Raw genomic sequence first — 14,424 nt, forward strand, 5'->3', positions numbered from 1 at the left:
ACCCACCCGGCACTATTCGCATAGCCACCTACGTTCGCCCCGTCTGAGTGTTTTTAGTAATTCGCGCTGGAATCTTAGCAAAATCATCATCAAAGATCACACCTTCATCTCCCGCATACCACCGAACCTCAGGGGCGGGCGAGGCCTTAAAGTTCGGCCTTACCGTAGTGTAGAACTCAATTCCACGCACACCCTCCGGCAAGGGGCGATTATACGCTTGAACGACTGGCTTTCCCACGCCATTCATGTACGGACGCCCCCAAAGCTCTCCAGAGTCAACCTGCATGTCAGCAACCTCGGGAGGTTGCGATCTGGACTCTTCACGACTGTAAGGGCCATACTCTTTCGGCTCACTACTGTCCCCCTCAGGACAGTTGTGGGTCAAAGTTGCAGTCGAACCAGCCAAGACGAAGTAGGTATGAATATCGTCGATGGCCAGGTTATATACGCGCTGCACCGCGACGCGCTCACTTGTCGCCACCACGGAAACCTGCGCCCCGGCAGCATCCAGCACCTGATCGCCAGCTGCAAGATTACGGGCATAAACCCAGCGTCGCTGGCTGTCCACCCAGAACGGGTGATTGTCGGTGGCCACAACCGACCCGGTCGCCTCACCACGATCACCATCAGTGTCAACAGTGACAGTCACCAACCGCTTGACACTCTCATTGGTCACCGTGCCGACAACCGCCCGAGCCCCCGACTCACCCGTCTCCGGATCAGCCGCCTGCACACGATCGCCTATCCGTATCTCTTCAATCGGTTTGCTCGACCCATCAGCCAGCAACACCCGCGTCCCCGGCACAAAACTCCGGATCGGACACGACCCGCCATCGGTCTTCAGATCATCGGCGACCTTGTCGACCTTGGCCAGCAACGCCTTCGCCGGCCCGATCTTCTCGAAATAGGTGCTGACCGCGCTGATCGCCCGTCTGATCCCGTCATAGAGCTTCGCCAGACCGGTGAACAGTTTCGCCGCGGGGATCAGGTTCGACGCCAGGGACGCACAGCCCCAGAAGTCGCCCTTGACGAAACAGTCTTCCATGTCGTTCAGGCCGGTGATGTCCTTCAGGATCTCGCCGGCCGCATCCAGGACAATGTCGATGACACGCTTGGCGGCGAGACGCTTGGCCTCCTCGTATTCCTCCTGACTGACTCCAGCCTGGTTCCTGGCCTTCTCCTGCCGAGCATTCTTGGCATTCTTCTCGTCCGTCTTGACCTTCACTCGAGCAATACGTGCGTTCTCATCCCGCACTCGCTGCTCGCGGCTCCAACCAGGCGGGGTCACGCGGTTGAAGTTCTCGCCCTCGTAGAGACAGGTCGGCCGGCAGTCCATGGCCAAGCCGGTCGAGTCAGAGAAGGTGATCGGGTTGCCGTTGGAATAGGAGTAGCCGTTGATCTGCTGGGGGTCGGCCAGGTCCATGATCGGGTCGGCTGAGATGAAGCGGCCGGTCGCGCCGTCGTACTGGCGGGCGCCGATGTGGGTCAGGCCGCTGCTGTCGTTGACGCCGCCGACGAAGCCCTTGTCATCCGGCCAGGAGTCGGCCAGTGGTGCCCGGGTCTGGCCGAACGGGTCCTGGTAGCGGCGGTCCACCGCGCCGGTCGCGGCGTTGATGGACGTCGTCGGTGAGCCCTGGTGATCGCCGAAGGTCATGTTCAGCCCGGAGACCGAACCTCGGACGGCCACGGTCGCACCGCCGTGGGCGTAGTACCGCTTGGCGGTCGGCTGACCGCCGTCCGGCATGGTCAGCTCCATACCCGGCAGGTACAGCGTGGTGCGGCCGTTCTCCTTCCGCAGCAACCTGCCACCGCTGGCGTCGTAGACGTACTGCGACTTCTTGCCGTCGGCCTCGGTGACCGTGCTCAGCTTGCCCTCGACGTCCCAGTCCAGGGTCTGGGTGGAACCCGCGACCTTGCGGGTGGTGGTGTTGCCGGTGGCGTCGTAGCCGAACTCGTCCTTGCGCGTCCCGCCTGGCCCCGCCTGCTCCACGGAGCGGACGGTGTGCGGCTGGCTCGCGCCCGCTCCTGGCGCCGGGTAATGGTAGGTGCGGGTGGTGTCACCCTGCGGAGCGTGCTTCACCTCGGTCTTGCGGTTGCCGATCTTGTCGAAGGTGAAGTCGTACCAGTACGGAGCCGCACCACCGATGTTCTTCTGCTCCAACGGAACCTGGCAGTCGCCGGTGGACGGGGTGAACGCGGTGGTCATCCGGCGCAGGTAGTCGTACCGGAAGCACTGCACGTCCTGCGGGCCGCCCTCGGGCGTGTCCGCGATGCGGGTGATGTTGCCGGCCTTGTCGTAGCGGTAGTTCCGGTCGGCCACCCTGGCGGTCTCGGCCGAACCGCTGGTGATGGACGTCCGCTCGGCCCGCCGGCTGCCCTCCTCGTAGAAATTGTCTGTCCAGACCCGTTTGCCGCCGGAGCCGTAGGTGAGCCCCATGGTCTCGCCGTAGGGCGAGTACTTGTGCTCATCGGCATAGGTCTCGATGCCGAAGGTCTTGGTCGGCATGCCGAGCGTGTTGTAGTCGTGCGCGATCGTCTCCGCGGGCAGGCCGCCCGCCGCGGGCATCGAACTCTGTTCGAGCTGACCGGTGTTGGGCGAGTACTTCGCGCTGAAGGTGTAGGTGCCCGCCAGACCGCCCTCCCGCGCGGGGACGACCACCGAGGTCTTGGTCGGCCGGTTCGCGCCGTCGTACCAGTCCACCTTGGACGTGTACGCCTGACCGTCGACGAACCGGGTGGACGCGGTCGGCAGCCCCTTCTTCAGGGTGTCGAAGGTCCACTCAGCCAGCTTCTTCCCGCCGACTGCCCCCTCGTACATGCCGTCCTTGCGGCCGAGCACGTCGTAGGAGTAGGCCACCGTCCGGCCGCGGGAGTCCGTGGTCGAGGTCAGCTGGTCGGTGTCGTTGAAGGCGTAGGTGGTCGTGCCCTTGTCCGGGTCGTGGTCCTTGAACTTGCGGCCCAGCGCGTCGTACTCGTAGCGCCAGGTGTTGCCCATCGGGTCCTTGACCGTCTCCAGCTGACCGGCCTTGGTGTAGCTGTAGGTCGTGGCGTCGAAGGGCCCGTCCGGGATCTGGCCGTGGTACTGGCGGCGCTCGACTACCTGTCCCTGGGCGTTGCTGATCACCGAGGTGACCGTGTCGCCGGTCGGCGGCAGCACGTGCGTGCGGTCGCCCTCGTAGCGGCTGCTGGTGCGCCGCTGCTCCACCTGGTCCTGCCGGGTGCCCTTGAGCTGGATCACCTCCAGCGGCCGGGCCATGCCGTCGTAGTGGGTGACGCTCTGGTTCGGTACCTCAGTGTCCTTCACCCCGAGCAGTTCGGTGGTCGGACCCGAATCCTGGTTGTAGTAGGCGCCGTTGGTCTTCCAGGCCAGACCGCGGGAGTCATACCAGGTGTCGCTGAGCACCCGGCCACCGCTGGCGCTGGGCGTCTGCGTCTGCCGTGGCCGCAGCAAGCCGTCGTAGAGCGCGACCGAGATCGTGTGGCCGCCCTTCTCCTGCAACGACTTCGTGGTGACCGCGGTTGGCTTGTCTGGGCGGTACTCGTAGCTGTACTCGGTACTCGCCGGGGTCGCCTCGTTGACCTTCGGCTTGCTCGGCGGCCACACCTTCAGCATCCGGCCGAGTGGGTCGTAGGCCAGGTCGGCGCGTTCCCCGTTCGGCCCGGTCTCGGCCACTGGGATCGCCCACGCCGGTTCCAGGGTCTTGACCGAGGTGTGCTGCAACTGGTTGGTGGAGGTGATCGTCCGGACCGGCAGGCCGCCCGCCGGGCTGTAGGCGGTGGAACTCTTCTTCTTGTCCACGTCGGTGGTCTCGACGGTGCGGCCGTACGGGTCGAACCTGCTCTCGCTCACCGTCTGGTAGCCGGTGCCGTTCCAGCGCTCGACCTTCGTCACCTCGCCACGGCCGGTAGGCGCCTTCCCCGCCTCCTGATAGTCGTAGGCGGAACGGACATCGCTGATCCGGTCGCTGTCCTTGCCCGGCGCCGCCGCACAGGGCAGCGCCACGGTCAGGACCCGCGCGGAGTAGGTCAGCAGCCAGCGGTCCCGGTTGCGCAGATAGGTGTTCTGCGTGCACTTCTCGTCACCGGTGACGGCGAGGTCACCCGCGTCATCGACGGTCAGCGGGGTGCCGAACTCCTCGTCGAAGGTCTTGCGGACCAGGGTTTCCCGCCACTTGTCCCCGGCGATCAGGGCGCGGCCGTGCACCTCCGCGGTCTGCACCAGGAAGGACCGGTCGTCACCGCTGGTCGCGGTGGGTCCTTTCAGCCAGGGCTGGTTGACCGAGGCCGAGACGACCTTGCCGCCGTTGTGCTCCAACGTCTCCAGCACGAACCCTTGCAGGGCCTCGTGATCCTCGACCGCCTTGCCCTTGCCCGGGGTGACCCAGACGTCCCGTTTCCGGCCACCTGGCAGGCGATCCTCGTCCATCCCGCGCAGGTAGACGGTGTCGTTCATCGACTGGACCGTGCCGGCGGCCCCCTTGATCACGCGGACGTTCTGGTACCCGCGCCAGGCGGAGTAGGTCCGGTGCTCCGGTTTGCCGAAGTCGTTGTCGTCGAAGTGCCAGGCGCCGCCCTTGTCCGGGTACTGGTACTCGGTACTCAGGAGGGTGGAGCCGCCGACGTTGTCGCCCTCGTGCACGCTGGTCACCACGTACTTGTGGAACCAGTCCAGCAGCGGTTCCGGCGCGCCCTCCGGACTCCACCACGTCGGGTAGCAGCGCAGCGTGTTCGCCTCGGGCGCGGGCAGTGGATCGCCCTTCTTGCACTCGGGCTCGGCGTACTTGACCGTGGTGTTCCCGCCGCCCTCACCGCGGATTCCGGTGAGCCGGTACCGGGTGACCGAGGTGAGCCGGTCGATGGTGCCCACCCGGTTCGGCATGGAGGTCCCGCCGAAGGTGATCTCCGGCAGGGACGCGGTGCCGCCGACGTGCCCGGAGCGGGTGGCGCCGGCCAGCCACAGCACGGGCGAGAGGGCATCGCCTGAGTCGGGGAAGATGTGCCGCAGACTCCAGGAGTCGACCTCGAAGTGCCGAGGCTGGGCGTTCGGCACCTCACGCAGCACCTCGGTGACCACCTTGGTCAACCGCTTGCGGGTGAAGAAGACCGGGGAGAGCTGGCTCTCACACCTGGTGTTCGGCGCGCAGATCTGGTCGAACGGCACGTCCGGCCAGGACTTCGCGGTGTCCTTGTTCAGCTGTCCCGGCGCGCAGGTGATCGCGCCGGAGGGCAGGCAGCGCTCGGCCGTCTCGAACCGCACCTTCGACGGCGCCGCCGCGTAGGCGTTGTCCTCGCGCAGGCCGTACTCGATGCGGTCGATGTGCCCGGCACGCACGTAGAACGTGCCTGCCTCTGGCGTGGCGTTGCGGCCGTAGTGGTTCTCCTCGTAGTTGTAGTAGTAGACGGTGATGTTGCCCTTGGGGTCGATGACCTGATCGAGGTTCCACCGCCACGCCTGCTGGCACCAGGCCGCGGCGTACTCGGGCTTGTAACAGGGCTCATCGCTGTGGTTACCGAAGACCGGCACCGTCCACGCCGAGTTGGTCGTGGGGTGCCGCTTGGCGCCGTCCCAGCCAGGAAGCTTGTTGCGCCCCAGGAAGTACTGGGTGCCGTCGGTCGAGGTGACCTTCCAGTGCTCACCGTCGTTGTCACCGTTGTCGGCGCCCTTGAGCAACTCGATGTAGGCGCCGTCGTCCTTCTTCGAGCGCCAGCGCCTGTTGGGCGCGTCCCAGACCAGCTCTGAGGAGGTGCCGCCGAGCATCAGGGTCGCGTTGTCCGTGTCGTAGCACTGGTCGCCGGTCCGGCGCTCGCCCTGGTTGCCCTTCTTGTTCTTGTCGCCGTTCTTGTACTGGTCCTCGGTGCAGGACCGGTACTTGCGCTCGACATAGCCACCCGCGCTGAGGTCCCAGCCGTCACCGACCATGGACGCCTGGTTGTTGGTGGCACTGGTCCGCCCGTCCGCGGAGCCGGAGGAGTAGGACAGCCCGACGCTCGGCGCGGGCCCGCCCAGCGACGGCGGCACCTTGACCGGGATCGAGTAGCTGAAGTCACCACTGGAACCGCCGGCCTGCCAGCTCGCCGAGGCGGCCAGATCCGTTGCCTGGTAAGAACCTCCGTTGCTGCCCGCACCCGGTTCGGCGGCCAGCACGGCGTTCGTGCCGACCGCGGCCCGGCCGGGCGAGGAGGGCTCGGCGAGGGTGACCGCGCCGGTCAGCGACCGGTCCTTGGCGTGGTTGTCGCCGCGGAGCGGGGTCCCGCTCCGGCACTCGGCCCGCTCCGGCGTGCTCAGCACGCATTCCGGGTACTGCACCAGGCGCAGCCGGGAACCGTAGTTGCCGCCGTATGCCTCGGCGAACCCGCGGTAGTCGAGCCGGACCGACAGGTCGCGGCCCGCGGTGCCACCGGCGTCGGTGACCTTCAGCAGCACGCCGGGAACACCGGCCTTGACCGCCTCCGCGCGGTCGAGGACCTCCACCCGGACCTTGCCCGGATCAGCGGGCGCCGAACGGGCTGATGCCTGCGCGGGCAGGACACCGATCGCGACCGGCAGGTCCCCGGCCTTGCGATAGTCCACAGTGGACGGTTGAGCATTCCCCTGTGGCGTTGCCCGCCCGGCGGGCAACTCGACGTCCGCGGTCCCCTTGGCAGGCCAGGAGACCTGTGGCGGTGCACTGATCGCCCTGGTGTCGGTCTCGCTGACCGGCGCAGGCTGGACCGGCACCGGCCCGCCCGGAACCGAGCGTTCCTTCTGCGGCTCAGGTCTGGTGACCGCCGCGGCGGCCGGCGCGGCGATGGCCGAGGCCGGTGTCACGGCCAGGCTCACCCCCGCGACCAGCGCCACGGCGCGCCAGAATGTTCGGACCCTCATGACTGCCCCCTCCTCAGCTCGGCCCTGAGGCCGATTCACCATGATCAGGAACGGTTCTTCAGTTGCAGGATCTCGGCGTCGCTGGGCACACCGGCGAAGACCTTCACGTCGTCCACCGCGCCCTTGAAGTAGTCCGTGGCCTGCTCGCCCCACTGCGCCCGGCCGATCAGCAGGTCGCCGGAGTTGTTCCAGCCGCTGACGTTCTGCTCCCGGCCGGCGAACAGGCCGTCCACGTAGATCCGCGCCTCACCGGCGACCGCGTCGTAGACACCGGTCAGGTGCACCCACTCCCCGGCCCTGGCCGGTTCACTGGACAGCACCGTCCGCCCGCAGGGCTCCCGGTCCGAGCAGGAGAGCAGGAATCCCCACTTGCCCTGCTCCGGCCGGTACTGCAACAGGAACGGCGAGTACTTGGGGTCGCCGATGCTGACCGCGGTGTGCGCCCGATTGTCGAGGGACTCCGCCCTGACCCAGGCGGAGACCGTGAAGGACTGGTCGGTCCGGAAGCCTGGCCGGGGCCCGACCAGGTGACCGCCGTTGGGACCGGGCTCGCCGTTGAGCCGGACCGCGGTGTACTCCTCCGCCGACCAGCTGACCCCGCCGTGGAACTGCGCGTCCCGGCCGGTCACCGCGTCCCGTGTGGTGGTGCCGTTGCCCTCCTGGAGCACGTAGTGCGCCCGGGAGATGGGCTGGTTGGTCAGGAACGCGGCCTCGGCCGGCACCAGCACCCGGTTGTAGACCCGGATGTCGTCCACCGTGCCGGGGAAGTAGTCGACGAGCCCGCCGTCCCACCTGGCCGCGCCGATCACCAGGTCGCCCGCGCCGGACCAGCCGGTGACCGCGGCCTCCTGTTGGCGAATACCGTTGACGTACAAGGAGAGTTTCCCGCCTGCGGCGTCGTACACGCCGACCAGGTGGGTCCACATGCCCAGTTTCGGCGGTGCGGTGGACAGCGCTCGCGCGGTGCCGCCGGAGGGATCGCTCTTGTTGGGCATGGCGAAGGCCCAGCGGTCCGGCCCGTCGGCGTACTGCAGGAAGAACGAGCTGACCTTGTGGCTGGGGTCGGTGCTCTCCTGACTGACCACGGTGGCCCAGTTGTTGTCCCGGTCCAGCTTGACCCAGGCCGAGACGGAGAAGCTCCTGGAGGTGTCCAGCACCGGCCCCCGGTGCAGCATCCGGTCGTCAACGCCGTCGAACTGACTGGCCCGGCCACGATAGCCCTCGGCCCGTTGCGCGGGAGCGCCTTCCGGTGCGAGCGAACGGTTGTTGCCGGAAGAGTCGCTCAGGTCGGTGTCCAGTTTCCAGTGTGCCTGGAGCCCCGCGGTGGCCACGTCGTGCGGCTTGACGATGAACTGGTACCGGTGGATCGGCGAGCGCCTGCTGGAGCGGTCGACCGAGCGGACGTACATCGTCTGCGGGCGTTCCAGCGCGGGCGTCCAGTGCACCACCGCGTCCCCGCCGATGCCGTTGGCGTTGACCCGGTTCTTCGGATCGTCGCTCTCCTCGTCAGTGAAGGAGTACAGGTAGTGCTCTACGTCGTTGGTGCCGTTGGCCATGATCTGGAACCGGCCGGTCTGCCCGGCGCCACCGGATGCCTTGCCCGCCGGATAGTCCGTCGAGGAGACCGCCGGGATGCCCGGGTCCTGGAAGTCGACCGTGAACTCGCACATCTCCGACCAGGCCGACGCCTCGTAATCGCCTGCCCAGAGGTGCCAGGTGTAGACCTGCCCGTCGGTGATCACGCCCTCGGGCACCTTGACCTCGGCGAACTCACCTGAGGGGATCTTGTCGACCCTGGTCTCGTTGCCGTCCCAGGTGTGCTGCTCCGGAGTGCCCTTCAGCACGCGGAAACCGGCGTCCAGCAACGCACCGGAGTCCGGGTCGGACAGCCGGGCCCGCAGCCGCGGGGTCTTGGTGAACACCATCGGCCGGTTCGGCCCACGGACGCAGGGGATCTGCCCGACCTCCATGCTCAGCTCGGTCGGCGGGTTCGGCGGGGTGTTGTAGCCGATCTCCAGGCGGGGGTTGAGGTCGAAGCGCCGCCAGTGGTCCTTGTTGCCCTCGTTGTCCGCGCGGAACCCGAAGGTCACGTTCCGCCAGCCTTCGGCGACTCCTTGCCGCACAACGTCACCGGCATCGACCTTGGCCTGACCGTCGGTGCGGCAGTACGTCGCGTTGTTCTGCTGCCTGATGTCCCCCAGCCGCCGGTTCCAGTTGGGCTGGTGCTTCCAGGTCGTGCCGGGATCGATGCCACCGGTCACCCACACCTGGGTCGGCAGGTTGTTGCAGGCGGCCGAATGCACGACCGTGGTCTTGAGTTCGGCCCAGTGGATGGTGGTGCCGTGCACGCGGACGATGTCCAGCTCCGCGAACGACCGGGAGACCATCCAGACGCCACGCTCCCTGGCGTAGCCGGCCTTGAGGTCGTTCAGGTCGCCGCCGGTCTTGTCGTAGTTGCGTTCGGTCGGCCACTCGCTTTGCACGACCGCGTGGTGGTTCTTCCGGCCCGTCCACTGGTAGTCCGGGTCGATGTAGACCGGATACCTGGTGTCGGCGGCGGTGAGGAACGCGGCGTCCGGCACCACGGCGAGCCTGGCCCCGGCCAGCTCCACGCCCATGGCCGCCTCCCGGCCGCCCTCACCAGGCCCGTTCAACCGGTCGGCATGGCTGCCGGGGCCGGTGGAGTCCCACATCCGGGACGCCTCGCCGGTGAACACGACCTTGCCCTCGGCGTCGACGGCCTGCAGGTCAGTGCCGTTGCCGACGGCCGGGGCGCTGCGCCCACCGGCTGGCGGCGGCACCAGGCCGAGGGTGACGTTCTTCGTGTGTGAGTCGAAGACGACCTTGCGCACCTTGGGGTTCTTCGCCGCTTCGGCGTTCTTGACCACCAGCAACTGGCTGAACCCGGTGAGCGTGGCCCTTACGACCAGGTCAGCGCCGGGGTAGACCTCGGCATAGGTCGCGGTCGCGCCCGTGAGCACCGGGGTGGGCAGCGCACCCTCCCAACCGAGGCCGACCTCCCGGCCGTCCCGGCCCAGCACCGCCAGCTTCTGCGCGCCCCCACCGGACAACCGCAGATCCACTGGTGACGCGGCCGGTTCGACCAGGCCGTCGGCGCGCTTGCGCAGGGTCAGGTCGATCGGGGCCCACTGGTCGCCGCGGCGGACCCGGACCGGCTGGACGTGCTCGGTGAGCGTGAAGCTGCCATCCGGATTGGCCACGACCTGGCCGGTCTCGGTGGTCTTGGACGCGACCGGGACCGGCTTGTTCTGCTGTTTCGCCGCGGCACGTGCCGCGGATTCGGACCCGGTCTCCCTGGCAGGCGCCGCGGGTGCGGCAACGGCCGGTATGACCACTGTGGACAGTGCAACCGCGGCCGCCGTCGTGATGACGGCAGCACGAATCACGCGCTGCACAAGGCAGCGCTCAGCGCCGAACCTCAAACCAACTCCCCCTAAAGAACCACGTGGTCCTTACAGACCAGAACGTGGCAGCGCCCCCCAGACGCGCGGCCAGAAACCGCGGGGCGAACTATAGGCAGCTGGTTTGCGAAGTTGCGATAGGCCGAACAGGGTAACTACGCAGCGCGACGACAGGCCGACCGTCTGACCAGCTCGGACCGGTGATTCAGCGGCCGTCCCTGTCATCGGGAGGCGATCGCCCCGGTGCTCTCGCCCGGCTGTCCGTGGCGGCCCGAGGCAACGGGGCGCCAAAGCTGTTGTACCCCAACAGAAGTCAGGTTCGACCACTGAGGCTGAAGCCCCTGGCGCCTAGCAATATCGGACCCTCATCCAGCAGTCTCAGTCCAAACGGGAAAATCACTTTCAGCGACCAGATCCGAGCGCGAGAACCTTCCGGAACGACCCTGAGCGGGGTCGGTTACGTCAGTTCTCCGGCAGGTAGGCGTCATTCTCCGCGTACCAGACCACTGCCTCGAATTTCTGTGCGCTGTCCGGCTCAGCGCCACCGCGATTGGCGGACCAGACCACGAGTACCTCCCAGGCGATGAACACCTCCAGGAAGTACCGCATCCCCTCGGGCGCCTCGTCCTCGCGCTCTTCGGGCACCAGCACGGCCGGGGTTGACGGCTCGAGCACGGGGACGTCGGCCACGAAGATGGTGGAGTCCTCGTCGCATTCCCGGATGGACTCCACCAGTTCGCCCAGCGTCATGAAACCTCACCTGTCCTGGGCTTCGGGCTGAAGCCCTCGGCCACCTCTTGAATGTCCGAATCCGAGAATTCAGCAGAAATGCCAAGGTCTCCACTTGGTCTCACCCTGAACGCCTGCCACTTTGACCGCCACCAGAGTTGCACCTTGACACCGCGTCAGTCCGAACCCAGCTCCCACTCTCCTACCAGAACTGGACGCACTCCGCGGCAAATCTCCGCCACCACCGCGTCCAACCTGCCGAAGTAGCCGAGCAGATAGTTGTCGACCCCACAGAACAGCCCGCCATCGGCACCGGCCAGCAATGTCGCGTGCCATCGATTCTCCCCCACCGGATAAAGATCCATACCGGCCAGACCAGAATACTCGCGATGCATCAGCGGTGAGATGCCCTGAACCGATCCGGCAACATCAAATCGCGTGTGATCCCAGTGCCGCACGCCAGCAGCATCGATATATGGCGGATGACGCACGAACAGCCCATCGAACTCACGCACGAAGTCCACCGGCCCAGCCTCGGCATCAAGCCCCAGCGAACGCCAAGCCGCCAGACATGGGTCCGCCTCAACCGCGCGACCCGGACTCCATCCCGCGACCAGCAACAACCGCTCGACCTCGACCGGAAACCGATTCCCCACGCCGCCCCCTGACCAACCAGCTACTCAACCTTCAAGAATGCTCCGGTAAAGGGAAAATCCGGGCCGACAACCCTCCACGCCTGCCCGGAAACAGCGCGATACCAGCGCTCCTCACAGTATTCGGAATACCTGGATCCCACCGGGATCTCGCGAAGCGCACCTTCCGCCACTGCTTCGGCAATCCACAGCAGGAATCGGGCGTACTCGCCCGGCGACCCGAACCCATGAATTTCGTCCCAGTCCTCCACAAACAAAGCAGGCTACCAGCCCACCATCGTCTGCCCAAGAAAAATCAGGCCGGCCAGTGCGGCGAACGCCCCAGCGCCAGCAGAATCCGATCCAGCCCCACCCCCTCCCCCGGCACCCCCGGCCCGAACGGCGCCCCCGGCTGCCCCCGGCTCTCGTCATCCGGCACCGCCAACGCGATCCCCAACGCGACCTCCACCAACTCCGGCGCCAACCGATACGAATCCCCCAGCGCCCGAGCCACATCCCACCCGTGCACCACGTAATCGATCAGGTGAAACCCCACCGCCCGCCACCCCGGCACCGTCACCCCGAACTCGGCCAGTGCGAAATCCCGCTCCAGTGCCCCCGGCGCCGCGAACGCCGCGAGTACCCGGTCCGCCGCTTCCCGGTACTCCGCCACCGGGTCCGCGCCGAGTGGTCGCACCTCCCACACCGCCGGGTTGGCGCCGTCACCCTCGGCCGCGGCGGCGAAGCCGTGGTGTTGCACCGTCATGTGGGCCAGCAGGTCCTCGACCGTCCAGTCCGCGCAGGGGGTTGGGCGGCCCAGGTCGGTGGGTTTGATCCGGTCTACCGCGGTGATGCTGTCCAGTACCGCTCGTCGGTTCAGTTGCCGTAGGTCAGTCGTAAGCATGTGCATATGATGTGCACGCGCATACGATCTCGTCAAGGTCAGTAAGCTGCCCCCATGACCGGGCGCCGTCGCGATCTCGCGGCCATGATCGGGCCGCTGGTGCGGGGGCTGGTCGCGGCCGAGCTGCCGGTGTTGCGGGCGCACGGGGTGTCAATGTGGGCTTATTCGGTGCTGACCGCGCTGGATGAGGGGCCGGTGCGGACGCAGGCGGCGCTGGCGCAGGCCATCGGGGCGGACAAGACGCGGATCATCGGGGTCCTAGATGGGTTGCAGCAGCAGGGGTTGATCGAGCGGCGGGCTGATCCGGCGGATCGGCGGGTGCGGCTGGTGTCGATCACCGAGCGGGGGACCGCGTTGCGACGGGCGGCACAGGCCGAGATCCAGGCCAAGGAGGAGCGGGTGCTGGCCCGGTTGCCCTCGGCGGAGCGGGCCGCGTTCCTCGCGGCGCTGGAAACGCTCTCGGCGGTGCCGCCGGAGGAGATCGCCGGGGCTTAGTGCTCCGATTGCCGCGGAATTTCCGAGCAGCACCCAGAGGAATTCCACAACAGGCACTGGAGGCTGTCCTCCAGTGCATCACCATCGTTTATCCGGCGTAGGTTTCCGGTTATGTGTACGGGTATTCCTGAGCAGCACGAGGGGTATTCGACGCGAGAAGAGGAAAAGCCATGCCGGGCGAGGCTGGGGTTCCGGAGAAGCACTTCCGCTATCTGCAGGGCACGCGGCGCATCGGGCACTACCGTGCGGTGCACGACGCCGTCCGCGAGGAGTGTCCCGGCTTCCGCAGCACCGCGGACGGCGGCTTCTGGGTGGTCAGCCGGATGGAACCGTTGCGCGAGCTGTTCGGCAATCCCACCGCCTTCGCCAACAGCGGCCTGTCCCTGCTCGACCCGGACCCGGTCGATCCGGCCATCCCCATGCAGCTCGACCCGCCGGTGCACACCGCCTGGCGGAAACCGCTGATGAGCGAGTTCTCCCCGGCCAGGGCCCGCGCGCTGGAGCCGGTGGTACGCGGCCACGTCACCGAGTTGATCGACGGACTGCTGGCCAAGGGCTCCTGCGACTTCGTCGCCGAGTTCGCCCAGCGGCTGCCGGTCGCGGTGTTCCTGACCATGCTCGACCTGCCGCAGACCGAGCTGGACCGCTTCCTGGCCTGGGAGGAGGCGGTGCTGCGCCCTGAGGAGGCCGAGCAGGACCTGGACGAGGTGCGCGAGCAGGTGCGCGCCTACTTCGGGCGGCTGGTCGACAGCCGGGTGGCCGAGCCGGGCGATGATCTGGTCAGCCGGATGCTGACCTGGCGGATCGACGGTCGCGAGGCCAAGCGCGAGGAGCTGACGAACCTGCTGTTCGTGCTGTTCATCGCCGGGCTGGACACCATCTCCGCGCACCTGTCCTACGCGTTCTGGCACCTGGCGACCAACCCGGCCGACCGGGAGCGCGTGGTGCGCGAGCCGGAGATCATCCCCAGCGCGGTGGAGGAACTGCTGCGCTACTACGACATCATCCTGGACGGCCGCCGGGTGACCGAGGACGTCGAACTGGCCGGCTGCCCGATGCGCGCGGGCGATCTGGTGCTGCTGCTCTCCGGCGCGGCCAACCGGGATCCACGGGAATTCGACCGGGCCGAGGAGGTGCTGCTGGACCGCAGTCCGAACCGGCACCTCACCTTCGGCTGGGGAATTCACCGCTGCGTCGGCGCGCACCTGGCCCGGCTGGAGCTGAAGGTGGCGCTGGAGGAATGGCACCGGCGCATTCCGGACTACCGCATCCCGGCCGGTTTCCCGGTGCGGGAACGGGCCTTCGTCCAGCTCAGCGTGGAAAGCCTGCCGCTGCGCTGGACCACCGCGGGATGACCGCCGTCTCTCGGGAGGGAAT

At 67.4% G+C, this 14,424-nt stretch carries 8 protein-coding genes; 2 read left to right on the top strand and 6 right to left on the bottom strand.

Annotation, left to right across the window (positions count from 1 at the left end):
• Positions 1-28 precede the first annotated feature (28 nt).
• The 6 genes from HNR67_RS42980 to HNR67_RS43005 form a co-directional block, all read right to left on the bottom strand.
• A complete protein-coding gene (locus HNR67_RS42980) occupies positions 29-6,865 on the bottom strand; it encodes a polymorphic toxin-type HINT domain-containing protein (protein ID WP_185009746.1) in 6,837 nt (2,278 codons plus the stop codon).
• Positions 6,866-6,909: 44 nt separating this feature from the next.
• Positions 6,910-10,221: a LamG domain-containing protein gene (locus HNR67_RS46580; protein WP_185009748.1), complete on the bottom strand. Its 3,312-nt coding sequence runs from the start codon at positions 10,219-10,221 to the stop codon at positions 6,910-6,912.
• A gap of 528 nt (positions 10,222-10,749) precedes the next feature.
• Entirely contained in the window at positions 10,750-11,037 is a 288-nt protein-coding gene (locus HNR67_RS42990; protein WP_185009750.1) for a hypothetical protein, read from the bottom strand.
• Positions 11,038-11,192: 155 nt separating this feature from the next.
• Positions 11,193-11,672, bottom strand: coding sequence for an SUKH-3 domain-containing protein (locus tag HNR67_RS42995; RefSeq protein ID WP_185009752.1), 480 nt, complete (start codon positions 11,670-11,672; stop codon positions 11,193-11,195).
• A gap of 20 nt (positions 11,673-11,692) precedes the next feature.
• Positions 11,693-11,920, bottom strand: a complete 228-nt coding sequence (locus tag HNR67_RS43000; RefSeq protein WP_185009754.1) for a hypothetical protein — start codon at positions 11,918-11,920, stop codon at positions 11,693-11,695.
• Positions 11,921-11,964: 44 nt separating this feature from the next.
• Positions 11,965-12,552 carry a TIGR03086 family metal-binding protein gene (locus HNR67_RS43005; protein ID WP_246492724.1) on the bottom strand — a complete coding sequence of 196 codons (588 nt, stop codon included), beginning with the start codon at positions 12,550-12,552 and terminating at the stop codon, positions 11,965-11,967.
• A 54-nt stretch (positions 12,553-12,606) separates the two neighbouring features.
• Here HNR67_RS43005 and HNR67_RS43010 point away from each other — a divergent pair, with 54 nt between their 5' ends.
• Together HNR67_RS43010 and HNR67_RS43015 are read left to right on the top strand one after the other, a co-directional pair.
• Positions 12,607-13,047, top strand: a complete 441-nt coding sequence (locus tag HNR67_RS43010) for a MarR family winged helix-turn-helix transcriptional regulator (protein ID WP_185009758.1) — start codon at positions 12,607-12,609, stop codon at positions 13,045-13,047.
• 170 nt (positions 13,048-13,217) lie between these two features.
• Positions 13,218-14,402 (top strand): cytochrome P450, encoded by a 1,185-nt coding sequence (locus HNR67_RS43015; protein ID WP_185009760.1) that lies wholly within the window; start codon positions 13,218-13,220, stop codon positions 14,400-14,402.
• The last annotated feature ends 22 nt before the right edge of the window (positions 14,403-14,424 follow it).

The organism is Crossiella cryophila, assembly GCF_014204915.1.
GTDB lineage: Bacteria > Actinomycetota > Actinomycetes > Mycobacteriales > Pseudonocardiaceae > Crossiella > Crossiella cryophila.